Raw genomic sequence first — 24,639 nt, 5'->3', positions numbered from 1 at the left:
TTGTTAAAAAAATAATAAATTTTCAATAAAAAATAAGCAGGAGCATAACCCCGCTTATTTTTGTCTTCGCACATTTTGAGGTCTTACAATACTTGGACGAACCTTTAAACTAGACATAGTTGGACGAAGTAAAATTTTCGTTAACGCGCCCCAATCAAACGGTAAAAACGGCCATAAATATGGTGTTTGCAAACTTCTTATAGATGTTAAAAACAGAATCAACATCGTCATTCCAATGACAAATCCCATTTCATGAAATATGCCTGTTAAAATAATTACAAACAATTTCCCTATCTTATTCCCAAGCCCTAGTTCATAACTCGGCGTAGCATATGCACCGATCATAGAAACTGCTACGTATAAAATAACTTCTGGTACAAACAAACCTACATCAATTGCAATTTGACCAATTAATATGGCAGAAATTAATCCTGCTGCAGACGACAATGATGTCGGTGTATGAATGGCAGCCATCCTTAAAAACTCGAGCCCGATTTCCGCCATCAAAATTTGTAATAAAATCGGTAAATGCGTCATTTTATTCGGTCCAATGAAAGCAAGACTTTCCGGTAAAAGAGTTGGATTAAAAACAAAAACTAACCAAAATGGCAGTAAGAACAGCGAAAATATAACACCTAAAAAACGTACCCAACGTAAAAATGTACCTACAGCTGGATTTTGTCTAAACTCTTCTGCATGCTGTAAATGGTGGAAATATGTTGTTGGAGTGATCATAACACTTGGTGATGTGTCAACGAGTACTAACACATGTCCTTCTAATAGATGATTTGCTGCTACATCTGGTCTTTCTGTGTATCGAATAAGCGGGAATGGATTATAACCTTGTTTAACTACAAATTCTTCTACTGTTTTATCCGCCATCGTAATCCCGTCTACATCAATGTTATTTAATTCTTGTTTTATAATCTTTACTAAATCTGGATTTGCAACATCTTGAACGTATGTAATACAAATATCCGTTTGCGATCTATCTCCGACTCGAATCATTTCATTTCGAAGACGTGGATCGCGTATTCTTCTACGAATTAACGCTGTATTTACAACGATATTTTCAACAAAGCCATCCCTTGCACCGCGTACTACCTTTTCTGTATCTGGTTCTGTCGGTGTCCGGCCCGGATAACTACGAACATCTATTGCGAACGCTTCCGTTTCACCTTCCACAAATATAACAATGAGTCCCGATAATACTTGGAGCATTACCTCATCCATCGTTTTCACTTTACTTACTTGTTGATGAATTAAACGATTCTCTAAAAGCTTTACTGTATCTTCTTCTACATCCCTTATTTCATTTGTATCCACCGCTTCTTCTAAAATAGGGATAATATAATTCGTATCACAAAGTCCATTTACAAATAACACACCAATTTCTTTATTTAAAATTTGAAATTTACGAATACCAACATCGTATGTAACACCCAGTCCAACTGTTTGCTTTAAGTAATTTTCATTATCACTTAAAAAAGATGAAATCGGGATATTCACTTTTTTAGGCTTCGTCATAAAACCCACTCCTTTCCAAAATTAATTGAATCGCTTTTCTAGTAATAGGTGATCCTCTCTCCCATTCATCATTTCCGCACATCTTACCAATATCACCGACCCCCACAATGACAGGAACATTCAGACCATCTAAACAATAAATCGTATCCCCACTAATCCTGCCAACTTCACCATCTGGGAGTCCAAATTTATCAACGCCGTATTCTGTCAAATTCCCATTCCGATCTACACTTACATCTACACGCGCCCATTCCCAATGATGTGTATTAGATGCTACTGCTAAAATACCCAGTACATCAACTTGTTTATGTGTTGCGACATACTTTAACGCCTTTTCACCAGATCCTTCTCCTATAAATCCGCTGTCATCAAACATGACAAATACAGGGTCATATGGCGTTTGCATAATAAGCTCAACAACTTTCTTCCCTGTCAATTTGGTCGGATTACTTTGCGATGCCGAAATACACCTTCCCCCAAATTCCTTTGTTAACAGCTCAATTGTCCGCTTTGCATATTCATCTCCATCTGTGACCAAAACAACCCTTCGTCTCATTTGATTTATCCTTTCGGTTTACATATAAGTGCAACAAAAAATGAAAATAATATCGCTGCTGAAATCCCCGCAGACGTTAAGCTAAACATACCGATTCCAATTCCTAAATATCCATGTTTTTCTGCCGCATGCATTGCCCCATGCAATAGTGAGTGTCCAAAACTTGTAATAGGGACCGTTGCCCCAGCACCTGCAAATTTTATAAGCTTATCGTACAATCCGAATCCGTCTAAAATAGCTCCGACGACTACAAAAGTTGCCATTAAATGTGCCGGTGTTAACTTTGCGAAATCTAGCAACACTTGTCCAATTACACAAATAGCTCCTCCTACAAGAAATGCGTATATAAAATCCACAATTCACTCTCCTTTAACACTTTCAAACACAACACCATGCGCAATCGTTGGAATCGTTTCCTTTTGCTGCATCATCATGGGGCTTAATAGAGCTCCAGTTGCAACGACAAAAATTCGTTGTAAATTCCCCTTTTGCATTTCACGCAATAAATGGCCGTATGTTACAACAGCTGAACAAGCACAACCACTGCCCCCTGCAAACACTTCTTCTTGATTTGAATTGTAAATCATTAATCCACAATCGTTGTATACATTCCCCAAATCATATCCTTCCTCAAGTAAAAGTTGTCTCGTAATTGGTGTCCCAACAGCTGATAAATCACCAGTAACAATAAGATCATAATCAGCTGCACTTCTTCTCAAATCTTCAAAATGCTGTTGAATTGTATGAGCAGCAGCTGGTGCCATCGCTGATCCCATATCTAAAGGATTAGCAATTCCTAAATCTTGTACTTTGCCGATTGTTGCTGCTGTTATTTTAATTGCACTCTTCTCATTGCTAATCAATATTGACCCTGCTCCAGTAACAGTTGAGTTTGCTGTCCCTGGCTTTTGTCCTCCGTATTCTGTTGGGGAACGAAACTGTCTTTCAGCCGTCGCATTATGACTACTTACTGTAGCTAAAATACGATTCGCAAATCCACCATCTATAAAAGCTGATCCAATCGCCAAAGTTTCCATTGACGTCGCACAAGCGCTGAACATCCCTAAAAAAGGAATACCATACTCACGAGCAACATAATTTGCTGTCACTGTTTGGTTTAATAAATCTCCCGCTAAAAAGAAATCAATTTGTGATTTTTTTATATTCCCTTTTTGCATCGCTTGTTGAACCGAGTCTGACATTAACCTTCGTTCAGCAAGTTCCCAGTTTTCCTCTCCGCAATGTAAGTCAGAATATGAAATATCAAAATCCTTTCCAAGAGGGCCTTCAGCTTCTTTCGGACCGACAGCAGTACCAGTTGCATTCACGAAGATATCATTTTGAAATACCCACGTTTGTTTTCCTGTCAATCTCATACCCACCCCTCCTTTAAGACATTAAAATTTGAAATGTATATCTTATTAACCCGATAATGTATGCACCGACGACTCCAAATACAATGACACTTCCTGCAAGCTTAAACATGTTAGTAGCGATTCCTAGAACAATCCCTTCACTCCTATGTTCTAGTGCGGCACTCGCCATAGAATTCGCAAATCCAGTAACTGGTACTGCTGATCCCGCTCCAGAAAACTGCCCGATTGTATCATATACACCACACCCTGTTAAAATCGCTGATAGTAAAACAAGAGTTGCAACTGTAGGGTTTCCTGCCTCTTGCTCACTAAAGTGAAAGTAATGTATATAAAATTTCATCAACACTTCTCCCACCGTACAAATGAGTCCACCAACAAGAAATGCCTTCACACAATTTATGAAATAGTTCGGTTTTGGATGGTACTCCTTCACTTTATTTATGTAATCGTCCTTCAATTTTCGCCCTGCCATATATATTGCCTCCTACTTTACGAAATAAATCCAGTGAAACAACGAGCCTATTACTTTCCCAAGTACAAGAGCAACCAGTAAAACAACAATTTTCCCCTCTACCCTTACTCGTTTCGCTAAAATAGGTAAAACGTTTAATACTTCCGTTAACGCCGCAGCGAGCATTCCAATGAATGTGCCACAAAATATCCCTAATATAACAAGCCAATATTGTGACGTTTGAAATGTAATATTTTTCAAACTACACCAAGCCCCTGTTAAAGTACCTGCAATGACCGCCCACTCAAAATATTGAATATGCTTTCCACTTCTCGTTAATTGAGCCAAGCGCGGGATTATACCAAGTACAGCTAAAAACGCGACATATCCGCTACCTACTGCAATCCCTCCAGCTAAACCAATTAATATAACAAATGCACACTCAATCATCAGCAATCTGTTTCATATTATCCTTGTTTTCATGCACAATTACATATTGATCAAGCGACTGCTGATATTGAAACATCTCAACTTCTAACGGGCTCGGCTCTTCATTAATTCTCTTTTGAAATACATGATTAAAAAATAAGACCATACCTAATCCAAGACCTAATGAATAAGGAATTTGAAATAAAAGTGGTTGCGCCTTAAATTCTCCAGTAATCATGTAATATAACCGTTGGTGTACTTGTTGCATACTTACATCTTCATGGAAATAAATGATTGCAAGGGCCGCTCCAATGAAAAGTAACAACCATACAAGTCCGAAGAAAACCGGATGCACTTTCTTTTTTTCGTATATAATTTCAACAAGAGTTTGTCCAGAACCAAGTAAATTAATTTGTATGTGAGCCGCTTTTTGTTGAATAATCTCAATCACTTTCATAACATCAATTACAACATGTGTTTTATCATGCGCTGTTATTTTGTAGACTATCTCATTTTGTAACGACTCAACTACCAAAGAATCTCCGGCAAGTTGAGCAACATCGCTCAGCTTTACTTCATACGTAGGAGACACTTTTAAGCGATTGCGCATTTTAATATAAATCGTTCCTTCCAATTTCCATTCACTCCTTCACTCTTCCTCGTAGTTGTAGTATGGTTATTGGAATTTTTTCTAATACAATTTTTTCATAAAAAAAACATCTGTACCATTTCGGTACAGATGTTTTTTAGCTTATGCCTTTTTCTTAAATAAATTTGCAATACTTAATGCAAGTCCTCCCCAAATGACTACCATACCTATAACCATCATCATAATCGCTGATCCGCTCATCATGAAACACCTCGGTCCTTCCATTCTTTTTCAAGCTGGGCAGAGTCTGAATGTATTTGTGCATTCCATTTCTTCAGACTAATGACTATCGCAACTATAAGAAACGCTGCTGCAATCGACCAACCATACGTTACAACAAAAAAAATCGAATAGATGGCTATTCATCTATTCGATCTTTCATCTGTTTTAATATTTTCTTTTCAAGTCTTGAAACTTGTACTTGCGAAATGCCTATGCGCTCCGCTACTTCTGATTGGGTTTGGTCTTTATAATAGCGCAAATACACAATTAGCCGTTCTCGTTCATCCAATTCTCTAATTGCTTCTTTTAAAGCAATTTTATCAAACCATTTCGTTTCCGATTGATCTGCAATTTGATCTAAAATAGTAATTGGATCTCCATCGTTTTCATACACAGTTTCATGTATCGACGCAGGAGCACGACTCGCTTCTTGCGCCAGAACAACTTCTTCCGGCGTTAGTTCAAGAGCCTCTGCTACCTCATTAATCGTTGGAGCCCTTCCAAATTCCTTCGAAAGCTCGTCTCTCATCTTTCGGACTTTGTTTCCTGTTTCTTTTAAAGATCTACTTACTTTCACTGATCCATCGTCACGTAAAAATCGTTGTATTTCACCGATAATCATTGGAACTGCATATGTTGAAAATTTCACGTCGAAAGATAAATCAAATTTATCTACCGATTTTAAGAGTCCAATACATCCAATTTGAAATAAATCGTCTGGTTCGTATCCTCGATTAAGAAATCGCTGCACAACCGACCATACGAGACGCATATTACTTTGAACGATTGTATCTCTCGCTTGTTGATCTCCATCTTGACTCTTTTGAATTAACGCTTTTAGCTCGTGGTCCTTTAACTGAGGTTTCTTCTTCTCATTTCTGACCTCTATGTCCATTGGCTATTCTCCTTAATTGCATAGAGCGTTACTATTTGATAAGTATTTTGTCAAATGGATTGTTGTCCCGAAAGATTCGTTTGAAATAACTTCTACTTCATCCATAAAATTTTCCATGATAGTAAATCCCATTCCGGAACGCTCTAATTCAGGTTTAGTTGTAAAAAGGGGTTGCCTTGCTTCATCTAAGTTAAAGATACCAATCCCTTCATCTCGAATCGTGAGTTTCACCATCGCTTCTTCCAAAATCACTGAAATATAAACAACACCTTCTGCATTTCCTTCATACCCATGAATAATTGCATTTGTAACCGCTTCTGACACAACTGTTTTAATCTCTGTTAGTTCTTCCATCGTCGGGTCTAATTGCGCAATAAAAGCAGCTACCGTAACACGAGCGAATGATTCATTCTGACTTAACGCTGAAAATTGAAGGTTCATTTCATTTCTCATCTATGCCACCCCCAACGTCGCGAGCGCATGCGCTTCACTTTCTTCTAAACGAACAATTTTGAATAGACCTGACATTTCAAATAAACGTTTAACAGGCGGTGAAATTGCACAGACAACCATCTCCCCACCTAATCCCTTTACATGTTTATATCGGCCTAATATAACGCCTAAACCTGAACTATCCATAAATGTTAAGTTCTCTAGGCTCAAAACAATATGATGAACACCATGTGTCTCAATCATATCTGTTACTTTCGTTCGCAACTCTTCAGCAGTATGATGATCTAATTCACCCTCTAGCCTCACACATAAGACGTCACGTTTTACTTCTAAATGCATGGAAAGACTCACACGATTTCCTCCTTATGCTCAAACTTTATTCTTTAACATAAGATTTTCGTGATATAAAACAAGAATCCTTCCTACTGACAAAAGAAGAACTATTTCGCCATAAAGTGAAACCTTTCAGCAATTATCCCCGTAGATACGAACAGAAAAGCGGCAAAATTTTCACCGCTATTTTGATGTTGAAAACATCCCAAAGCTTCGTTTAAATAACTCCCACCAGCTAGCTGCATCAACATCTTCTTTCGCTACAATTGTTTGTTTTAATAAAACATCTTTATCTCTTTTAATAACAAGTGTACCAAGTGCATCACCTTTTTTAATCGGTGCCTTCACTTTCTTTTCAGCAATCACTTCTTGTTTAACTTTGTCCATATTTTCGCCCTTCTTCATAAGAAGAGACACATTGTCTGACGCAACTAAATCTACTTTTTCTTCCTTACCTTTTCCTACTTGTACAGTCTTAATTTTCTCACCACGTGTATACAATTTCTTTGTCATGTATTGTCCAAATGCATAATCAAGCAGCTTCGTTACTTGATTGTTCCGCTCTTTTGATGTAGGTGCTCCCATAACAACTGAAATGACACGCATTCCATTTTTTTCAGCTGATGCTGTTAAACAGTATTTCGCTTCTGTCGTAAATCCTGTTTTCACTCCATCTACTCCAGGATAAAAACGTACTAGCTTATTCGTATTAACGAGCCAAAATTTCTTATCCGTATTTTCACGTAAATAGTCTTCATATTTACCTGTATATTTTCGAATAAGTGGATACTTCATCAATTCTTTCGCCATAATAGCCATATCATTCGCTGTGGAATAATGATTTTTCGCCGGGAGACCTGTCGGATTTTGAAAATGTGTATTTTTCAGTCCTAAATCTTTCGCTTTTTTGTTCATCATATTTACGAATCCTTCTTCTGAACCAGCGATATGCTCGGCCACTGCAACAGATGCATCATTTCCAGATGCAATTGCAATACCCTTTAACATTTCATTAACAGTCATCTCTTCCCCAGGCTCTAGAAAGATTTGTGATCCACCCATTGAAGCTGCGTGTTCACTCGCTCTCACTTTATCTGTCAGTTTTAATTTTCCTTTTTCAACTTGTTCCATAATTAAAAGCATTGTCATAATCTTTGTCATACTAGCAGGTGGTAACTTTTCATTCGGATTTTTATCAAACAAAACTTTACCGGTATCTTGCTCAATTACGATCGCTGACGACGCTTGTTCCGCTAACTTCGGCGCGGTCTCTTCTGTTTTCTCCTGCTTCGTTTTCTCAGATTGCGCAAAACTAACTGAAGTACCAGAAAGCAATAACATGAAACAAACAAGTATTCCAAAAACTCGCTTCATGACTAACCCTCCATTCTATATCAAACCTATTTTTTCCAATTTATTCATTTTTAATACCATATTTTTCTATTATTTTCAGTTGACAAATAAAGTAATTGCCGATATTGTATTACACGTAGTAGTACACTTAATACTCATCAGGAAGGAGACATTGCTCTTGCATATTCAACTTGATCCAAGAAGCAACACTCCGATATGGGAACAAATTGTTCAAAATATAAAAAAGCTCGTACTAAAAAACATGTTAGCTCCAAGTGATAAGCTTCCTTCTGTACGCGAGCTTGCTTCTTTACTCGTTATAAATCCAAATACAGTAAGTAAAGCTTATCAAGAATTAGAGCGACAAGGGATTATTGAAACATTACGAGGAAAAGGAACATTTGTAGCCCAATCGATTACCCCAACATTAGACGAAAGGAAAATCGCTATGGTTGAAAAGCAATTTCATCAATTATTACTAGAAGCCTCTTATCTTGGGATTACGAAAGATAAAATTCACGATTGGATAGATTCATACTATAAAGAGATTGGAGGAAATACAGATGCTGAAAGTGACAAACTTGAAGAAAACAATTGATAGCCAAACGATTTTAGACGATGTTTCTTTCACATTACAAAAAGGTAGTATCGTCGGATTGCTCGGAAGAAATGGCGCAGGGAAAACAACTTTATTACGAACGATGGTCGGCATTTTAGACCCTGATGAAGGAACTGTTACATATGAGGATACAGATGTTCATAAGCATCCTGAAATTAAACAAAAAGTTGTATACGTTCCAGATTCTACCAACGTATTGAACGGATATACAGTGAAGGAAATCGTGAAGTTTTATAAAGCAGTTTATACAGCATTTGATGAACAATATTTTTATGAAATATTAGAACGTTTTAATTTACCAAACAAACGTATTCGTAGTTACTCAAAAGGAATGAAAGCACTGCTTGCGATCATTTTAGCTTTCGCTGCAAAAGCAGCATATATCATTTTAGATGAACCGACAAACGGACTTGATCCTATCGTTAAAAGACAGATTCTACAATTTCTCGTTGAAGAAGTAGCAGAAAAAGAAATTACAATTTTCATCTCCACTCACCATTTAGATGAAGTTGAAAAAATTGCCGATACAATCATTATTTTAAAAGGACATACAGTAGATTCTATTACATCACTAGATGATGCAAAATCACAATTTGCTAAAGTCCAAGTTGCTTACGAACGATCACTACCTCAAAAACTAGAAAACTTAAGCAATATTAAATCAAACAGGAAAAGTATATACAATCTTAATTGAGGGAAATGTGGCTACAACACTGGAGAAGTTCTATAAAGAGCAACCAATACTCATTGAAGAACTAGCAATGTCACTTGAAGATGTCTTCGTTACGACACTTGAGGAGGATGGGTATGTTTCATAAGGCGCTGTGGATGTGGAATTGGAAGCGCGGGAAATATGCTGCGTTACTATTTTTCTTTAGTTCACTTTATTTTTTATCTTTCGGATACTATAGAGCAGCCGATCGACAACTTGCTGAATATCACGATTTGCAAGAAAAGGGAACGTACTATTATTTCTATTATTTTGGATTTGGGGAAAGTAATAGCCTTTGGTTAACTGTTCTTATCATTGCTTTAGCTTGTTTATTGATGGGATGGGAACGTAGTAACCAGTCTAATACTTTACTTATGACGATGCCATTTAAAAGAAAAGATGTTTTTTTATCAAAATGGGCTTTGGGTTCATTTTGTATTGTAGGTTCATTACTTATAAATTGGATCCTTATGTATGTTATTTATAGAACAACAATCCATTTTGATTATCAATCATTCGGACCATTTCATCGATACTTTCTTTATGCAATTGTCTCTTATATTGCAGTATATACAGCTGCATTATGTATCGGTACTTTTACTGGAAGCGTTGTTTCGTAAGTCGTTTTTTGTATTCCGTGGCTTCTAATGGGGCTTACATTTATTCCATTAGTATACACTTTTACAATAAACCATTTACATGCTACAGATACTAGAAATAACAACTTGTATGAACAACTTCATGAAATCAATCAAAAAACAAATATAGTTGCACCAATATATAATTATGCGATTCGTTACCACTATGATCCAAAATCACGTAAGAAAGAAAACGATCCAACCACTTTAAGAGATCCGGCAAATCATACGTATTATTCAGCTAAGTCAGTACTAGTTCCTATTTTCTATACGATGTTCTATTTACTACTTGGCACATATTTATATACACGATCGCCAAATGAAAACGCTCAAAAAGTATTTATTTCCCAAAAACATTTACGAATATGGATATGGGGGACAACTATTTATTTTGCATTACTAGGTGGCTATAAAATAAATCAATTTAATTTCTTACTTAGCTACTATATCAGTTTGCTTCTCGCTGGAATCATTACTTATGTTGTACTATCACGTCTAACAAATTATAAAGTTTTTTAAAGGAGGGGGCCTATGTTTCAAAAAGCACTATGGCTAAGAACATATCAACAAAGTAAATATGTTGTATGGTTGTTTTGGTTCGTTAGCTTCTATACTTTATCATATAAATACTATATGGCTTCTATTCAACAGCTATACTTTCTAAATGACAATAAAAAGTGGAACTATGTATATCACTACCACTTTGATTTAACACTTATAGACCCTGTCATACTGTTAGGTGGTGTACTTATCGTTCTAGCTTGTACATTAATTGGTTGGGAAAGACAAAATAACTCTAGTGACTTGCTATGGTCTATGCCATTTAAACGTTCACACATCTATATAACAAAGTGGTTGTTTGGGATCTGCAACATTGCAGCAATCATCGTATTAAACTGGGGACTATTCGCCATTATGAAAAAAACAACTTTTCATAATAAATATCAAATATTTTCACCATTTCATACTTATTTTCTATACATGTTAATTGTGTTAATCGCTATTTATACGCTTGCATTATGTATAGGAACAATTACTGGGAATATTCTCTCGCAGGGACTTCTTACTGCAGCCATATTCATGTTTCCATTGTTATTTCCATCCCTTATCTCAGCGGTCATCGCTGTTCACTCGAATACTGACTTTCATGAGGACAATGGCAATATTCATCGTGTTATGGAAAACATACGCATTTCGGGTCCAGCAGAAAATTTTCATATTAGATTTGATTATGATCCACAAAATGCTTATACCGATAATGATGGAGTGCGTCATAATGAACCAAACTTTACAGAAATCCCTTCAGTAAAAACATTGATTGGACCTATTGTAAATATAATTATTCTATTACCACTCGGTATATATTTATATGTTCGTTCAGTCAATGAGCGGAATGGTAGTTTCTTACTATATCCAAAGCTTCAAAAAACATTTATGGTCTGCGCTATTTTCTGTATTGGAATTAGCGGCGGTTTAATAATTGGTGGGACCCATTCGTTGCTTAATTTTTACGTTGGTTTATTCGGAACAAGCATAATTAGCTATTTTCTTCTATCTAAAATATTGAGATTGAAGGTCTCTTGGAATTTCAAATAAAATAACCTCCTCACTAAGAGGAGGTTATTTCACATTCTCTCTCCTATCTCCATACACCATCTCTTCTTTCATCCCAAATCCATCACCATTTTGCACAATTTGCTCTGTCGGCGCGACTACACTTTCAGCAATTTTCCATTCGCCGTTCTCTTTCATAAATACTTGCAGAAAATAGTTCATGCCACTTAATTGATACGCATTTTCTTTTTTCACATTATAGTGCACCGCAATGTAGTGCACTTGAATATTTTCTTTCCCTGCTTTTGATACGTATTGCGATAATCTTGGAATGTACATTGATGCTCTCTTAAATGGTAATTGCTTCGCTTTAACGAGTGATGAACTTGTTACATTGCGCAGAGTGTCCTGATTACGAACATTATCGCTATGATGAAATAATACTGCGTTTTGCATAGAACGCACCCATAATTTCGAATACAAGACGGTATTATCGTTTTCAATGTACTTCACTTCTTTTTGCACCACTTGGATAGGGGTATCGGCGTACATGAATGTATGAAAGCAGAAGAAACTTCCAAGTAAAATGGTAAGTGCAGCAATATATTTCATAATCTTTCCTCCGATCTGTTTAATTAGAGTATCGGAGTTTCAAAATATTTTTATTCAAAAGAAAAAGGATAGGAAAGCTCTCGCTTCCTATCCTCATTTATTATAATACGCGGCCAAATAGTTCTAAAACCATTTCTATCTCTTGGTCGCTCCAACCTTTAAATTTCTCTTTATAATATTCTTTACGCACAGCTTCAAGCTTTTCAGTTACTTCTCGTCCGTTTTCAGTAATTTCTAAGTATACGATACGACGGTCCGAATTTGAACGTTTTCTTTCAACAAACCCTTTTCGCACGAGACGATCTGTTACAGCTGTAATATGACTGGAGGTTACGTTTACTTCATTCGCAATTTGCGAAGCCATCTGTGGACTTTTTAAAAATAACGCACGTAATACAGAGAATTCATTATATGGCATATGCTCTGAAAAACGTGTATTAATATCATTTTGTAATAAACGTATCATCTTTCGAAATGATGCAGATAAATCTAAAATCAGTGTTTCTCTATTTTCGTTCACTAGCCTCGTCCCTTTTTTATCATATTTACACATATTATAATCTATAAATACCTATGTTGTATATGCTTTCTTCTCACAACATTCTCATTTATGTAACTTTTTTCATACGATTTTCTTTTTTGTTCACACATATACATATAAAAAAGGATGGTGAGCATAAATGCAAGGTGGAATGAATCCGTATTTACATAATATCCGTACGACAAATACTGGTAAAGAAGCTACTATTACTGTACAAGGAGAAGGCATTATAAAGGCAAAACCAAATGTTGTCATATTAACACTGGGCATTCGAACAGATAGTAAAAATGTAAAACAAGCGCAAGAAGAAAATGCGATACAATCGAAACAATTGCTTGATGCACTCAAACAGCTAGGTATTGCCGATAAAGATATAGAAACCATTTCTTATACAATTACACCTCAATACGAATATGTAAATGATAAAGCATTACTACAAGGCTACCGTGTAGAGCATTTGTATGAAATTACCGTTTTAAATGTGCAAAAAGCAGGGGAAGTATATGATATAGCCGTTACGAATGGTGCAAACGTAGCAAAAGGATTACGTTTTCGAATATCTCATCCAAATAAATATTATGAGCAAGCTCTCATTCAAGCTCTGCAACAAGCAGTAGACAAAGCTCGTACAATTGCGAGTACCTACAATTTAAATATTAATCCTGTTCCCCTCTCACTCGTTGAAGAATCTGTCCAATTACCACGGGAGATCGCATCATATGCTACTTTGCATGCGCAAGCAGCTCCGCCCATTCAATCAGGAGAACTAGAAATCATTTCATCTATCCGGGCAATTTTTACGTATTTATAAATAAACTCATTTATAAGTAACCGTTATCATTTTCGTTGTTGTAAAAACATGATGTTCTGATATAATAAAGGACGGTGAGCTCTTACATAAGAGATATCACGGGTGGGAGAGGGATATGAAAAAGAAGGTTTAACATGAAAGGAATACTTGAAAGAACATTTAAATTAGACTTACACCAAACATCACCAAAACAAGAAATTTTAGCTGGAGTCACGTCATTTTTCACAATTGTTTATATTATGATTGTAAATGCGTCAATCTTATCAGATGCCGGCATTCCTCTTGAGGCAGGAATTTTGGCAACTGTTTTTAGTTCATTTGTCGGATGTCTACTTATGGCATTTTGGGCAAATGCACCTGCTATTCTTGTCCCTGGTATGGGTGTAAATGCATTCTTCACGTACACTGCTGTGCATACGCTCGGTTTAACTTGGCAAGAAGCATTGGCAGCTGTTTTTATCGCCGGTATTATTTTTACAATTGCTGCTTTTACACCGATTGCTCGCGTGCTTTCGGTATCGATTCCAAAGTCATTAAAGGAAGCGATCACTGTCGGTATCGGGTTGTTTTTAGCTTTCATCGGCTTGCAAAAAGGTGGTTTAGTCGTTTCGCATCCTAATACTGCTGTTGCAATGGGGAAATTAAGTAGTCCTGTCGTTCTTGCCACACTACTTACTCTTATTGTCGCACTGGTGCTATTTGCGCGTAACGTACGTGGAAGCTTTTTATGGACGATTGCAATTGGCACTGGTATTGCATGGCTGTTTGGTCTTGTTGATACGAGTCAAATGGGAAATAGTTCGTTTTCATTCGCTAATTATGGCGATGTGTTTGGAGCTATGTCATTTGGGAAACTTTCTTCCTTGCCATTTTGGATTGCAACATTCTCCTTAAGCATGGTGCTTATTTTTGAGAACATGGGGCTACTGCACGGTTTATTAGAAGATGACCGTAAATTCCCACGTGCTTACCAAGCAAATGCACTTTCAGCAATGACATGTGGTCTATTTGGCACAAGCCCTACCGTTTCAACAGTAGAGAGTGCCGCAGGTATTACTGCAGGCGGAAAAACAGGTCTGACGTCTATCGTTACAGGGTTGTTATTCTTCGCATCACTGTTTGCGCTTCCGTTTGTCAAAATAATTCCTGATAGTGCCATTGCACCAATCTTAATTATTATTGGCGGGCTGATGATTACAAGCATTCAACAAATTCCTCTGAACGACTTTTCAGAAGGATTTCCAGCGTTTTTAATTATCGTTATGATCCCGCTCACATATAGTATCGCTGATGGCATTGCGTTCGGATTTATTGCTTATCCTATCTTGAAAGTTGCTCTTGGAAAGCGTAAAGAAGTCGCACCGTCCATGTATATCATTACATGCTTATTCTTAGCCATGTTCGTATTACACGCTATTGGCTAAGAAAAAAACACCGAGGATTTCCCTCGGTGTTTTTTTACTTAAACCAACCTTTTTTATAAAACCAAGCCATCATTCCGCCGCCAATTAACGCCATTAAAATTAAGCAAATAAAATAACTATACTTCCCGCCAAGCTCTGGCATATGTGCGAAGTTCATGCCGTATACCCCTGCAATAAATGTTAACGGCATGAAAATAGTTGAGAAAACAGTTAATGTTTTCATAATGTTGTTCATATGGTGGGAATTCAACGAAAAGTAACTATCTCGAATATCTGCTGTTAATTCACGGCTCGCTTCAATCATCTCTGTCAGTTTAAGCAAATGGTCATGTATATCTTTAAAATAAATTTCATGATCGCTTATACCGTAAAAACGTGTTGAATTTAATATACGATACAATAAATCACGCATCGGAATAATCGTACGCCTTAGCTTAGATAAATCCGCACGAATATCAAATACTTCTTCTAGCACACTTCCTGCTGTCTCACCCGTTAAATTGTCATCAATTGCATTTAAATGGTCTTCAATGTAATAAACCGGTGCGAAATAATCATCTACAATTTGGTCAACAATTGTATGTGCTACATGTAAAGGACTCTTCTTAATACGTTTCTCCTCACCGAGCGTTTCCCATACTCTTTCAATCGCATTATTATGAGAGAAATGGAAAGAGACTATATATCGATCACTAACAAATAAATCGATTTCATGCGGTTCTAATCCGTCTTCTCCGAATGCATGAAGAACTAAAAAGTTATATCCATCATAAAAATCTACCTTTGGTCTCTGTACATACTCTACACAATCTTCAATTGCAAGGGGATGGAACTTGAAGTGATCTTGTAAAATATATGTATACTCTTCTTTCGTCGGCTTATATAAATCAAGCCAATACCATACGATGTTTTCTTGTCTCGTTTCTTCTAACGAGACATCATATAAAACTTCATTTTTTTTCGTTATTGCACAAATTCTAATCATAATTTCACCCATTACTATTATAAACAAAAAATAGTGAAAAAAGCCAAGGAGAAATCTCCTCAGCTTTTTTTATCCCGCTATTTGCGGGCAGTAAGACCCCTACCTCAAGATTCAGCGAAAGCAAAGAAGTTAGGTGTGGGATCAACTGTCCGTAAAAGCCCGATTGGTGAAGGCTAATAATCAGTGGGTAATGAAGCCCCCACTGATTAAAGTTTCACTTTATTACTTCGTTACAATACCATGCACTAAAGTTGGCGCATCTACGTGGTCTTTAGCGATTTTCATGTTCTCATAAATTTTCGCTTTTACGTCTTCAACATTTTCGCGGTTTGCGTAAATTGTAACAAGGGAGTCACCTTTTTTCACGCTATCGCCTACTTTTTTGCGAAGCATTAGACCAACTGCTAAATCAATTTCAGACTCTTTCGTTGCACGCCCTGCTCCTAAAAGCATTGCTGCTGTTCCGATTTCATCTGCAACGATTTCCGATACGTAACCGTCTTCTTTCGCTTCTACTTCAATTTTAAATTGTGCCTGTGGCAATTTAGAAGGGTCATCAACAACAGACGCATCGCCGCCTTGCGCTGATAAGAACGTTTTAAATGATTCTAGCGCTTTACCATTGTTCATTACTTCGATTAACTTTTCACGCGCATCTTCTAAAGATGAAGCTTGTCCAGCAAGGTACACCATCTGACTTCCAAGTGTTAAACACAACTCTTCTAAATCTTTCGGTCCTTTACCTTGTAATGTATCAATTGCTTCTTGTACTTCTAATGCATTACCAATTGCTTCACCAAGCGGCTGACTCATATCAGAAATAACCGCCATCGTATTACGACCAACGTTATTACCGATGCGTACCATTGCTTCTGCTAAACGCTTTGCATCTTCATCCGTTTTCATAAATGCTCCTGCTCCAGTTTTCACATCAAGAACAATTGCATCTGCACCAGCAGCAATTTTTTTACTCATAATCGAGCTTGCAATAAGCGGAATTGAGTTTACTGTTGCCGTGACATCACGAAGTGCATACAATTTTTTATCAGCAGGTGTTAAGTTTCCACTTTGACCGATAACAGCAATTTTATTTTCATTTACAAGACACATGAATTCATTATTTTCAATTTCAACATGGAATCCTGGTACTGCTTCTAATTTATCGATTGTACCACCCGTATGTCCTAGACCACGTCCAGACATTTTCGCAACTGGTACACCTAAAGCAGCTACTAATGGACCTAATACAAGTGTCGTTGTATCACCAACACCACCTGTTGAATGCTTATCTACTTTTACCCCTTCAATTGCTGATAAATCAATTGTATCGCCGCTGTTTACCATTGCCATCGTTAAATCAGCACGTTCTTGTTCATTCATATCTTGGAAGAAAATTGCCATTGCAAGTGAACTCATTTGATAATCTGGAATATTACCATTTGTGTATCCTTCAACGATAAAGTTAATTTCTTCTGTCGTTAATGCATGTCCATCACGTTTTTTTGCAATTAGATCCACCATTCTCATTGTGAGGTCACCCCTTCATTTGTTTTACGGTTGCTTTTACTAATGCTAAGAAGTTAGCTTTAACACGTTCTGTCGTTTCAATTACTTCATCGTGGTGAAGTGGTTGATCTAAAATACCAGCTGCCATATTTGAAATACAAGAAATACCAAGTACTTTCATACCCGCATGACGCGCTACAATTACTTCAGGTACAGTTGACATACCAACTGCATCTCCGCCAAGTGTACGAAGCATACGAATTTCAGCAGGTGTTTCATATACAGGACCTGTCATTCCAACATATACACCTTCTTGTACTTTAATATTTAAATCTGCTGCAACTTGTTTCGCCATTTCGCGAAGCTCTGGCGTATATGATGTAGACATATCAGGGAAACGTACACCCATTTCAGAATCATTTGGTCCGATTAATGGGTTCGTACCCATGAAGTTAATGTGGTCTGAAATTAACATAAGATCGCCTGGTTCAAATGATGTATTTACACCACCAGCTGCGTTCGTTACAACAACTGTTTCTACACCTAGTTCTTTCATAACACGAACTGGGAATGTTACTTTTTGCATATCGTATCCTTCGTAGAAATGGAAACGTCCTTGCATTGCTACTACTGTTACACCTTGAAGTGTACCGAATACAAGTTGACCTGCATGTCCTTCTACAGTTGAAACTGGGAATTCAGGGATTTCACTGTATGGTACTGTTACTGCATTCTCGATTTCATCTGCTAATACACCTAGTCCAGATCCAAGGATTAGTCCTACTTGTGGTGTCTCTTGAAATTTCTCTTTTAAGTATGAAGCTGATTTTGTAATTAGTTCACGATTCATCTGTTTATCCCCCTATTTCTTTAGCTCGTTTAAGAAGCTTGTTCCATGTTCTGGCATTTTAACATTAAAGTTTTCTGCTACAGTTGCACCAATATCAGCAAATGTTTGACGAAGTGATAACTCTTGTCCGCCTTCTTTCATGCTTGGACTATATGCTAATAACGGTACATATTCACGTGTATGATCAGTACCGTAGTGAACTGGATCATTACCGTGGTCTGCTGTAATTAATAATAGATCATCTTCTTTTAGTTTTTCGAATACTTCTGGAAGACGTGCGTCATATTCTTGTAGAGCTTCTCCGTACCCTTGTGGGTCACGGCGATGACCAAATAATGCATCAAAGTCAACTAAGTTTAAGAAGCTAATACCTGTAAAGTCCATATTTAATGTATCTACAAGCTTGTCCATTCCATCCATATTTGATTTCGTACGAAGGGATTCAGTTACCCCTTCGCCATCATAAATATCAGCGATTTTACCAATAGCAATTACATCATAATCGCTATCTTTTAGTTCATTCATTACTGTGCGACCAAATGGTTTTAGTGCATAGTCATGACGATTTGGTGTACGTGTGAAGTTTCCTGGCTCTCCAACGAACGGACGAGCGATAACACGTCCTACCATGTACTTCTCATCTAATGTTAATTCACGTGCGATTTTACAAATTTTATATAGCTCTTCAAGTGGTACTACTTCTTCATGAGCTGCGATCTGTAATACACTATCAGCAGAAGTGTAAACAATTAAAGAACCTGTTTCCATTTGTTCTTGACCAAGCTCAACAAGTACCTCAGTTCCAGAGGCTGGTTTATTACCAATAATTTTACGACCTGTCTTTTCTTCTAATTCATCAAGTAATTCTTTCGGGAATCCTTCAGGAAACACTTGGAATGGTGTATCAATGTAAAGGCCCATAATTTCCCAATGACCTGTCATTGTATCTTTGCCTGTAGATTTCTCTTGCATTTTTGTATAATATCCAAGCGGTTTCTCTACTTTAGAGATTCCTTTCATTTCACGAATATTACCAAGGCCTAATTTCACCATGTTTGGCATGTGTAATCCATTCATATGTTCAGCGATATGACCAATTGTATCAGAACCTAAATCACCAAACTGCTCAGCATCCGGTGCTTCACCGATTCCCACAGAGTCCATTACGACTAGGAAAATACGTTTATAGTTATTCATAACTGCAACCTCCTATATGTTCAGTTCTACTTCTTGTAGTATGTTCAAAACGCTATAAAGTGAAACTGTTATCAATGGGAATTATCTTTCGTCCTCATTATTAAACAGTACTGCTTTAAATCATTCTCTAACTTTTTCGTTTTACTTTCAAACGAATCAAAAACATTTCTAGGTTTTTCCAAGTCAGATGTCAGACATCTGATATTAATATCATACCATGTTTACGCTTTCTTTTTAATACATTTTCGTAGAATTTCTCATTTTCTTCACACTTCTATTGTAATCCATTCTGCAAAGAAGTGCTAATCATTTTATAACATATTTCCTAATATAAAAATAAAAAGCAGCTCTAAAGAGCTGCTTTTTATTTTACTTCTACTGTTTCTTCTTTATGTTCATGTAGTTCGCCTTTTCTTACATGAACTTTCACTTTATAAGCACCATTCTCTTTAAAAGTATGTTTACTTTCATACTCTCCTTTATTCCCCTCTTTCGCTGGAATAAATTCGTGTTTTTCAACGCCGTCTTTCCAAATTTCAAGTTGTACTTCAGCACCAGTTAATGCTTCTTCTTTTTGCTTTAAATGCACTTTCATTGTTGACTCAGCATTTGCTTTAATATCACCAGCCATAAGATGTATCATCGTATCACTTTTATGATCCCCATGACCTTCTTCTTTTTTCGCGTCTTCAACTTTTGCATTTCCTACAGCGACTTTTACTTCTGGCATAACATGCATTTCACGTGCATTTGTATGAGCGATAATATGATATACTCCATCCGTTTCGAATGTTTTCTCTACAGCATAAACACCTTTCCCTTTATGCTTAGCATTTAACATCTCGTGCTTCTCGTCGCCTGCTTTCCAAATTTCAAACTTTACATCATCAGCATCTGTTACTTTTTCTTTTCCTTGTGTAACAAGTGCTTGTACTTCTGTTTTTTCACCAGGTTTAATTTCTTTCGGATTTGTTTGAACTGCTACTTTTACAGCTTCAAGTTTCTGTTCTTTTTTCGGTTCTTCTTTGTTTGTATTACAGCCAGCCAATGCTAGCATCGCGATAAATAACGTCATAATAAGTTTTTTCATCATCATTTCCTCCTTCATACTTTCCTTAGTATAGAGGAAATACATTGTAATATTCTAGTCTTCCGCTGAAAACAATGTACGAAATGTTTGTGAAGTTTTTGTGAAGTACTTTACCCTTTTGAATCTATGAAAAAAGAGCATAGTGACTATGCTCTCGGATGAAACTGTTTATATACATCTTTTAATCTAGTTTTTGAAACGTGCGTATAAATTTGCGTTGTTGAAATATCTGCATGTCCAAGCATTTCTTGTACAGCACGCAAGTCTGCCCCGTTTTCTAATAAATGCGTAGCAAAAGAATGGCGCAACGTATGCGGTGTAAGCTCTTTTTCAATATTTGCTTCTTTCGCTAATCGTTTTAAAATTTTCCAAAATCCTTGTCTCGATAATCGATTACCATGATGGTTTAAAAAGAGTGCATCTACTGCTTTTTTACCCATCAATTCTCTTCTTCCTTTTTCAATATACTTTTGAATCGCTTCTGTCGCTAAGCTTCCTAATGGAATAATTCTTTCTTTATTCCCTTTCCCAATGCAGCGAACAAACCCCATCGTTAAGTGTACATCTTCTAAATTTAATGAAATTAATTCTGAAACACGAAGTCCTGTTGCATACAACAACTCTAACATTGCCTTATCACGAATCCCAAAAGCACTTACCGTTTTCGGTGTTTGAAGCAATGCTTCCACTTCGTCGATTGATAATACTTTTGGTAATTTCCGTTCCCCTTGTGGCGTTTCAATATGTACCGATGGGTCATGCTCCACTGCTCGTTCACGAAGTAAAAATTGATGAAACGAACGAATCGATGCAATATGACGCGCCAATGTTTTTGAAGATTTCCCGTTTTCTTTTAAATACTGCAAAAAGTTAACAATATGCAAGCGTGTCACTTCATGAAACGTCTTCGTTTGTTCTACATTTTGCAAATACTTCACATAGCTTTTCAAATCGCGTTCATAAGATACAACTGTATTTTTCGCTAAACCTTTTTCAACAATCATATAATGAATAAAATCTTTTAATTGATCTTCCAATCTACACTACTCCCCATTTTCATAGAAAAACATCATTCTATTTACGAAAGCATCCTTTTCCGGCTCCTCATTCCCTGATACTTTTTCTACAGTCTCTTCTTTTGGCTTTTCATAACGATGGTAACTTTCATATTCTTCATTTATCCATAGTATAGCGAAATAAAACAAAATCGTACAACTTGTAAATAATAAAAATACTTTCATCCCATCAAAAGTTAATTTTAAAGCTCGGCGCATTGTAAATTCCTCCAAAATATAAGTTATTACAACATATGCCAAGCTTTCACCAATTTATACCTTATTCAAATAAAAAACCTCTTCCTAGTTAAATAGGAAAAGGTTATTTTTCATCCGTTTCATTTTCTTGACAATTTTTACAAATCCCATGGAATGTTAAACGATGATCTTTCACCTTAAAGCTCCAGTCTCGTTCCACTTTATTCTCCACTTCACCAAGTAAATCTTCTTGTATTTCTTGTACAGCACCACATTGTGTACAGATTAAATGATGATGGAAACGCTGTGCACCTTCTTGGCGTAAGTCATAACGCGAAACACCGTCTCCAAAGTTAATCTTATCGACAACTTTCAACTCAGACAATAACTCTAAAGTTCGATAAACGGTTGCTAATCCGATCTCTGGCGACTTTTCTTTTACAAGGAGGTATACATCTTCTGCGCTTAAATGATCTTCTTCATTTTCTAGCAGCACACGAACTGTTGCTTCACGTTGTGGTGTCAATTTATAGCTCGCTGCATGTAATTGCTTCTTAATTCGTTCAATTCTTTCTTCCATTCGGTACTACTCCCTCCTCGCCACTCTTACACCATTATATCAGAAGAAGGGCTCCTGTCAAAAGAAAAACAATAAAAACAAATTGATAATTATTCTCAAAAAGTATTTATTGTTTGTTAATAGCCTCCACAACTTCTTTCATTAAAACTGGTGATGCATACGCTTCGACACTGGAAGCAATAGCTAATACCGCTCCAATCACGAGAAAAAAGCATGTATAGCGAATTAATAACGGTAATAGTGGCTCAGTTATTTTCCGGATAAATTGATGCCTAATCATTCTCAAGGAAAAGCTTGCAGCAATTGTTGTCATTACGAGAAATACAGGAATTATAATTAAATTTTGTGGCAATACAGATACAAATGCTAATAATAGTCCATTCCATCCGTGCTGACTTACTAAAAAACCTACTGTAAATCCAACAACTACTCCTTTTAAAAATAGTAAGATAAAAATGAGCGGCAACCCAATAATTGAAATCCCCAAAATCCAAATAAAGCCGATATATTTTAATTGCGAAAAGTAACTTTCTCGAAACATTTCGCCCGCGACAGCAAATTCTCCTTTAGAAACTTGTCCAAAAAAACGCTGTAAATAAAATGATAAATCTTGCTTTTGGTTTATTTGTAAACTATTCACAAGAATCGCTCCAAATATTACTCCCATCAGTAATAAAACCGCATTAAATATATATAGTGAAGAATTTTCCTGTATGTGAGACATTACACGGTCTTGCCACGTTTTTCGCCACATTTTCCTTCCCTCCGTTCACACTCTTACTAAAAATGTATGAAAGAAAGAAAAAAAGTATGACGAATTAGCATTGAAATTCCGCTCTACTTTGCTAAACTAAAAAGTAGAGAATAGGAGGGATTTCTCTTGAAACCATTATTATTAGATTTTCCAACATTATTTCAAACTGAGCGCTTGCAAGTACGTAAGCCGTTTCCAGGTGATGGCACAGAAGTATATGAAGCAATCCAAGCTTCGCTAGAAGACTTATTACCATGGATGCCAATTACAGCTGAAACAGAAGAACGTGCTGAAGAAATTGTTCGGGAGGCTCACGGACAGTTTTTACTTCGTGAAACACTTGATTTCCACTTATACGATAAAGTATCTGGTACATTCATCGGAGCTATTACGCTCAAGCCTGAAAACTGGGATATTCCAAAGTTTTCACTTCACTTCTGGCTACATAGCGCTTATACAAAACAAGGCTATATGACAGAAGCCATTAAAGGTACGATTCAATTTGCATTTGATAAACTAGGTGCTAGAAGAATTGAAATTCGTACTGATGCAACAAATATAAACGCATGTAACTTAGCAGAGCGTCTAGAATTTATTTTAGAAGGTACAATGGAAAATGATTTCCTAGCACCCGATGGCAGCTTACGCGATGCACGTGTATATGCAAAAATCAACTAAAAACACTCGCCTTAGGCGAGTGTTTATTTTTGTAATTGTAAATATTGTACTGCAAACATCGTCTTAGCATCATGTATGCGAAGGTCTTTCATAAGATCAATCGCTTCTTCTAATGACACTTCCATTAATTCCACAAATTCATCTTCATCTAAAGCTGCTTTATTTTCTTTTTGTTTTAACCCTGTCGCTTTATATACATATAAAATCTCATCTGCAAAACCAGGTGATGTATAGAAAGATGTAATAAGCTCCATATTTTCACATACATATCCTGTTTCTTCTTCTAATTCACGAACTGCTGTTACCTCTGGCTTTTCCCCAGGTTCTAACTTCCCAGCAGGAATTTCCACAATTGCCTTTTCGAGAGCTTTACGATACTGCTCAACGAGTACAATTTTCCCCTCATCAGTAATAGCAATAATAGCAACTGCCCCAGGGTGATTTACGATTTCACGTTTACTCATTTCTCCATTTGGTAATACTACATCATCAACACGAACTTTTATAACTCTACCATCAAAAATCGGTTCAGTTTTTACTGTTCTTTCTGCAAGATTACTCATACTACTTCATCTCCCTGTTCTATTTCCT

General features: G+C 36.6%; 29 protein-coding genes and 2 pseudogenes. 7 read left to right on the top strand and 24 right to left on the bottom strand.

From position 1 onward, the window contains the following. Positions 1 to 54 precede the first annotated feature (54 nt). The 12 genes from spoVAF to dacF all read right to left on the bottom strand — a co-directional run bounded on the left by spoVAF (position 55) and on the right by dacF (position 8,265). On the bottom strand, positions 55 to 1,527 hold the full coding sequence (gene spoVAF / locus MKX77_RS04585) for a spore germination protein SpoVAF (RefSeq protein ID WP_341305935.1): 1,473 nt from the start codon (positions 1,525 to 1,527) through the stop codon (positions 55 to 57). Further along, on the bottom strand, positions 1,514 to 2,083 hold the full coding sequence (locus MKX77_RS04580; protein WP_002111611.1) for a stage V sporulation protein AE: 570 nt from the start codon (positions 2,081 to 2,083) through the stop codon (positions 1,514 to 1,516). Before MKX77_RS04580 ends, spoVAF begins: the two co-directional genes overlap by 14 nt. Before the next feature lie 5 nt (positions 2,084 to 2,088). Beyond that, the gene (gene spoVAE, locus MKX77_RS04575) at positions 2,089 to 2,439 is read right to left on the bottom strand and encodes a stage V sporulation protein AE (protein WP_000345912.1); all 351 of its coding nucleotides are present in this window, start codon (positions 2,437 to 2,439) and stop codon (positions 2,089 to 2,091) included. A gap of 3 nt (positions 2,440 to 2,442) precedes the next feature. Beyond that, positions 2,443 to 3,459, bottom strand: a complete 1,017-nt coding sequence (gene spoVAD / locus MKX77_RS04570) for a stage V sporulation protein AD (RefSeq protein WP_341305934.1) — start codon at positions 3,457 to 3,459, stop codon at positions 2,443 to 2,445. 13 nt (positions 3,460 to 3,472) lie between these two features. Further along, a complete protein-coding gene (gene spoVAC / locus MKX77_RS04565) occupies positions 3,473 to 3,931 on the bottom strand; it encodes a stage V sporulation protein AC (RefSeq protein WP_341305933.1) in 459 nt (152 codons plus the stop codon). Positions 3,932 to 3,943: 12 nt separating this feature from the next. Then, positions 3,944 to 4,360, bottom strand: coding sequence for a stage V sporulation protein SpoVAB (gene spoVAB / locus MKX77_RS04560; RefSeq protein WP_341307929.1), 417 nt, complete (start codon positions 4,358 to 4,360; stop codon positions 3,944 to 3,946). Next, positions 4,353 to 4,973 carry a stage V sporulation protein AA gene (locus MKX77_RS04555; RefSeq protein WP_341305932.1) on the bottom strand — a complete coding sequence of 207 codons (621 nt, stop codon included), beginning with the start codon at positions 4,971 to 4,973 and terminating at the stop codon, positions 4,353 to 4,355. The genes spoVAB and MKX77_RS04555 overlap by 8 nt, the downstream gene beginning before the upstream one ends. A gap of 117 nt (positions 4,974 to 5,090) precedes the next feature. After that, positions 5,091 to 5,189, bottom strand: a complete 99-nt coding sequence (locus MKX77_RS04550) for a methionine/alanine import family NSS transporter small subunit (RefSeq protein ID WP_000016829.1) — start codon at positions 5,187 to 5,189, stop codon at positions 5,091 to 5,093. A 157-nt stretch (positions 5,190 to 5,346) separates the two neighbouring features. After that, a complete protein-coding gene (sigF, locus tag MKX77_RS04545; RefSeq protein WP_341305931.1) occupies positions 5,347 to 6,105 on the bottom strand; it encodes an RNA polymerase sporulation sigma factor SigF in 759 nt (252 codons plus the stop codon). Between the two features lie 12 nt (positions 6,106 to 6,117). Beyond that, entirely contained in the window at positions 6,118 to 6,558 is a 441-nt protein-coding gene (spoIIAB, locus tag MKX77_RS04540; RefSeq protein ID WP_001243400.1) for an anti-sigma F factor, read from the bottom strand. Continuing rightward, the gene (spoIIAA, locus tag MKX77_RS04535) at positions 6,559 to 6,909 is read right to left on the bottom strand and encodes an anti-sigma F factor antagonist (protein ID WP_002088460.1); all 351 of its coding nucleotides are present in this window, start codon (positions 6,907 to 6,909) and stop codon (positions 6,559 to 6,561) included. Positions 6,910 to 7,074: 165 nt separating this feature from the next. Beyond that, positions 7,075 to 8,265 (bottom strand): serine-type D-Ala-D-Ala carboxypeptidase DacF, encoded by a 1,191-nt coding sequence (gene dacF / locus MKX77_RS04530; RefSeq protein WP_341305930.1) that lies wholly within the window; start codon positions 8,263 to 8,265, stop codon positions 7,075 to 7,077. A gap of 157 nt (positions 8,266 to 8,422) precedes the next feature. Here dacF and MKX77_RS04525 point away from each other — a divergent pair, with 157 nt between their 5' ends. From MKX77_RS04525 to MKX77_RS04510, 4 genes and pseudogenes are all read left to right on the top strand, one after another. Next, positions 8,423 to 8,842 carry a GntR family transcriptional regulator gene (locus MKX77_RS04525; protein WP_341305929.1) on the top strand — a complete coding sequence of 140 codons (420 nt, stop codon included), beginning with the start codon at positions 8,423 to 8,425 and terminating at the stop codon, positions 8,840 to 8,842. Then, positions 8,808 to 9,681 (top strand): annotated as a pseudogene (locus tag MKX77_RS04520) (ABC transporter ATP-binding protein). The gene MKX77_RS04525 and the pseudogene MKX77_RS04520 overlap by 35 nt, the downstream one beginning before the upstream one ends. Continuing rightward, positions 9,671 to 10,732: pseudogene (locus MKX77_RS04515) on the top strand (ABC transporter permease). Before MKX77_RS04520 ends, MKX77_RS04515 begins: the two co-directional pseudogenes overlap by 11 nt. Positions 10,733 to 10,744: 12 nt before the next feature. Then, on the top strand, positions 10,745 to 11,809 hold the full coding sequence (locus MKX77_RS04510) for an ABC transporter permease subunit (RefSeq protein ID WP_215554078.1): 1,065 nt from the start codon (positions 10,745 to 10,747) through the stop codon (positions 11,807 to 11,809). 24 nt (positions 11,810 to 11,833) lie between these two features. On the opposite strand, the gene MKX77_RS04505 is transcribed toward MKX77_RS04510, so the two are convergent. Both MKX77_RS04505 and MKX77_RS04500 read right to left on the bottom strand, forming a co-directional pair. Further along, positions 11,834 to 12,379, bottom strand: coding sequence for a hypothetical protein (locus tag MKX77_RS04505; protein WP_341305928.1), 546 nt, complete (start codon positions 12,377 to 12,379; stop codon positions 11,834 to 11,836). A 100-nt stretch (positions 12,380 to 12,479) separates the two neighbouring features. Continuing rightward, positions 12,480 to 12,899 (bottom strand): MarR family winged helix-turn-helix transcriptional regulator, encoded by a 420-nt coding sequence (locus MKX77_RS04500; protein WP_341305927.1) that lies wholly within the window; start codon positions 12,897 to 12,899, stop codon positions 12,480 to 12,482. Between the two features lie 160 nt (positions 12,900 to 13,059). On the opposite strand from MKX77_RS04500, the gene MKX77_RS04495 reads away from it, so the two are divergent. After that, on the top strand, positions 13,060 to 13,731 hold the full coding sequence (locus MKX77_RS04495; RefSeq protein ID WP_193645012.1) for an SIMPL domain-containing protein: 672 nt from the start codon (positions 13,060 to 13,062) through the stop codon (positions 13,729 to 13,731). 134 nt (positions 13,732 to 13,865) lie between these two features. Then, on the top strand, positions 13,866 to 15,155 hold the full coding sequence (locus MKX77_RS04490) for an NCS2 family permease (protein WP_341305926.1): 1,290 nt from the start codon (positions 13,866 to 13,868) through the stop codon (positions 15,153 to 15,155). Between the two features lie 34 nt (positions 15,156 to 15,189). Here the strand turns inward: MKX77_RS04490 and corA are convergent, their stop codons facing one another. The 9 genes from corA to spoIIM all read right to left on the bottom strand — a co-directional run bounded on the left by corA (position 15,190) and on the right by spoIIM (position 23,370). Next, complete coding sequence (gene corA / locus MKX77_RS04485) at positions 15,190 to 16,152, bottom strand: magnesium/cobalt transporter CorA (RefSeq protein WP_341305925.1); 963 nt, start codon at positions 16,150 to 16,152, stop codon at positions 15,190 to 15,192. A 210-nt stretch (positions 16,153 to 16,362) separates the two neighbouring features. After that, positions 16,363 to 17,667, bottom strand: coding sequence for a pyrimidine-nucleoside phosphorylase (locus tag MKX77_RS04480; RefSeq protein WP_341305924.1), 1,305 nt, complete (start codon positions 17,665 to 17,667; stop codon positions 16,363 to 16,365). Between the two features lie 7 nt (positions 17,668 to 17,674). Then, complete coding sequence (locus MKX77_RS04475; RefSeq protein WP_341305923.1) at positions 17,675 to 18,496, bottom strand: purine-nucleoside phosphorylase; 822 nt, start codon at positions 18,494 to 18,496, stop codon at positions 17,675 to 17,677. A gap of 12 nt (positions 18,497 to 18,508) precedes the next feature. Then, a complete protein-coding gene (gene deoB, locus MKX77_RS04470) occupies positions 18,509 to 19,693 on the bottom strand; it encodes a phosphopentomutase (RefSeq protein WP_215554084.1) in 1,185 nt (394 codons plus the stop codon). Positions 19,694 to 20,057: 364 nt separating this feature from the next. Beyond that, positions 20,058 to 20,786 carry a FixH family protein gene (locus MKX77_RS04465; protein WP_341305922.1) on the bottom strand — a complete coding sequence of 243 codons (729 nt, stop codon included), beginning with the start codon at positions 20,784 to 20,786 and terminating at the stop codon, positions 20,058 to 20,060. A 143-nt stretch (positions 20,787 to 20,929) separates the two neighbouring features. Beyond that, positions 20,930 to 21,820, bottom strand: a complete 891-nt coding sequence (xerD, locus tag MKX77_RS04460) for a site-specific tyrosine recombinase XerD (RefSeq protein ID WP_215554085.1) — start codon at positions 21,818 to 21,820, stop codon at positions 20,930 to 20,932. Between the two features lie 6 nt (positions 21,821 to 21,826). Next, positions 21,827 to 22,057 (bottom strand): YqzK family protein, encoded by a 231-nt coding sequence (locus MKX77_RS04455; protein ID WP_002088473.1) that lies wholly within the window; start codon positions 22,055 to 22,057, stop codon positions 21,827 to 21,829. A 103-nt stretch (positions 22,058 to 22,160) separates the two neighbouring features. Next, positions 22,161 to 22,616 (bottom strand): ferric iron uptake transcriptional regulator, encoded by a 456-nt coding sequence (gene fur, locus MKX77_RS04450; protein ID WP_000392654.1) that lies wholly within the window; start codon positions 22,614 to 22,616, stop codon positions 22,161 to 22,163. Positions 22,617 to 22,722: 106 nt separating this feature from the next. Beyond that, positions 22,723 to 23,370, bottom strand: coding sequence for a stage II sporulation protein M (gene spoIIM, locus MKX77_RS04445; RefSeq protein WP_002111637.1), 648 nt, complete (start codon positions 23,368 to 23,370; stop codon positions 22,723 to 22,725). Between the two features lie 126 nt (positions 23,371 to 23,496). Between spoIIM and MKX77_RS04440 the strand changes: the two genes are divergently transcribed. Further along, entirely contained in the window at positions 23,497 to 24,048 is a 552-nt protein-coding gene (locus MKX77_RS04440) for a GNAT family N-acetyltransferase (protein WP_215554086.1), read from the top strand. A gap of 23 nt (positions 24,049 to 24,071) precedes the next feature. Here MKX77_RS04440 and MKX77_RS04435 read toward each other — a convergent pair whose 3' ends face one another. Further along, the gene (locus tag MKX77_RS04435) at positions 24,072 to 24,611 is read right to left on the bottom strand and encodes an NUDIX domain-containing protein (protein ID WP_002014941.1); all 540 of its coding nucleotides are present in this window, start codon (positions 24,609 to 24,611) and stop codon (positions 24,072 to 24,074) included. Positions 24,612 to 24,639 lie beyond the last annotated feature (28 nt).

Origin of the sequence: Bacillus sp. FSL R9-9410 (assembly GCF_038050385.1) — a bacterium.
Classification (GTDB): Bacteria; Bacillota; Bacilli; order Bacillales; family Bacillaceae_G; genus Bacillus_A; species Bacillus_A cereus_U.
The sequence above is the reverse complement of the archived record's forward strand: the minus strand, read 5'-3'. Positions and strand labels throughout refer to the sequence as shown.

What these genes read in the sequence shown, in the direction of transcription:
- fur (WP_000392654.1), bottom strand. Translation starts at nt 22,616, where the DNA reads ATGGAAGAAAGAATTGAACGAATTAAGAAGCAATTACATGCAGCGAGC.
- MKX77_RS04495 (WP_193645012.1), top strand. Translation starts at nt 13,060, where the DNA reads ATGCAAGGTGGAATGAATCCGTATTTACATAATATCCGTACGACAAAT.
- MKX77_RS04465 (WP_341305922.1), bottom strand. Translation starts at nt 20,786, where the DNA reads ATGATGAAAAAACTTATTATGACGTTATTTATCGCGATGCTAGCATTG.
- spoVAB (WP_341307929.1), bottom strand. Translation starts at nt 4,360, where the DNA reads ATGATTGAGTGTGCATTTGTTATATTAATTGGTTTAGCTGGAGGGATT.
- spoIIM (WP_002111637.1), bottom strand. Translation starts at nt 23,370, where the DNA reads ATGTGGCGAAAAACGTGGCAAGACCGTGTAATGTCTCACATACAGGAA.
- corA (WP_341305925.1), bottom strand. Translation starts at nt 16,152, where the DNA reads ATGGGTGAAATTATGATTAGAATTTGTGCAATAACGAAAAAAAATGAA.
- MKX77_RS04480 (WP_341305924.1), bottom strand. Translation starts at nt 17,667, where the DNA reads ATGAGAATGGTGGATCTAATTGCAAAAAAACGTGATGGACATGCATTA.
- deoB (WP_215554084.1), bottom strand. Translation starts at nt 19,693, where the DNA reads ATGAATAACTATAAACGTATTTTCCTAGTCGTAATGGACTCTGTGGGA.
- MKX77_RS04455 (WP_002088473.1), bottom strand. Translation starts at nt 22,057, where the DNA reads ATGCGCCGAGCTTTAAAATTAACTTTTGATGGGATGAAAGTATTTTTA.
- spoVAC (WP_341305933.1), bottom strand. Translation starts at nt 3,931, where the DNA reads ATGGCAGGGCGAAAATTGAAGGACGATTACATAAATAAAGTGAAGGAG.
- MKX77_RS04475 (WP_341305923.1), bottom strand. Translation starts at nt 18,496, where the DNA reads ATGAATCGTGAACTAATTACAAAATCAGCTTCATACTTAAAAGAGAAA.
- MKX77_RS04550 (WP_000016829.1), bottom strand. Translation starts at nt 5,189, where the DNA reads ATGAGCGGATCAGCGATTATGATGATGGTTATAGGTATGGTAGTCATT.
- spoVAD (WP_341305934.1), bottom strand. Translation starts at nt 3,459, where the DNA reads ATGAGATTGACAGGAAAACAAACGTGGGTATTTCAAAATGATATCTTC.
- MKX77_RS04505 (WP_341305928.1), bottom strand. Translation starts at nt 12,379, where the DNA reads ATGAAATATATTGCTGCACTTACCATTTTACTTGGAAGTTTCTTCTGC.
- spoIIAB (WP_001243400.1), bottom strand. Translation starts at nt 6,558, where the DNA reads ATGAGAAATGAAATGAACCTTCAATTTTCAGCGTTAAGTCAGAATGAA.
- dacF (WP_341305930.1), bottom strand. Translation starts at nt 8,265, where the DNA reads ATGAAGCGAGTTTTTGGAATACTTGTTTGTTTCATGTTATTGCTTTCT.
- MKX77_RS04510 (WP_215554078.1), top strand. Translation starts at nt 10,745, where the DNA reads ATGTTTCAAAAAGCACTATGGCTAAGAACATATCAACAAAGTAAATAT.
- sigF (WP_341305931.1), bottom strand. Translation starts at nt 6,105, where the DNA reads ATGGACATAGAGGTCAGAAATGAGAAGAAGAAACCTCAGTTAAAGGAC.
- MKX77_RS04490 (WP_341305926.1), top strand. Translation starts at nt 13,866, where the DNA reads ATGAAAGGAATACTTGAAAGAACATTTAAATTAGACTTACACCAAACA.
- MKX77_RS04580 (WP_002111611.1), bottom strand. Translation starts at nt 2,083, where the DNA reads ATGAGACGAAGGGTTGTTTTGGTCACAGATGGAGATGAATATGCAAAG.
- MKX77_RS04435 (WP_002014941.1), bottom strand. Translation starts at nt 24,611, where the DNA reads ATGAGTAATCTTGCAGAAAGAACAGTAAAAACTGAACCGATTTTTGAT.
- spoVAF (WP_341305935.1), bottom strand. Translation starts at nt 1,527, where the DNA reads ATGACGAAGCCTAAAAAAGTGAATATCCCGATTTCATCTTTTTTAAGT.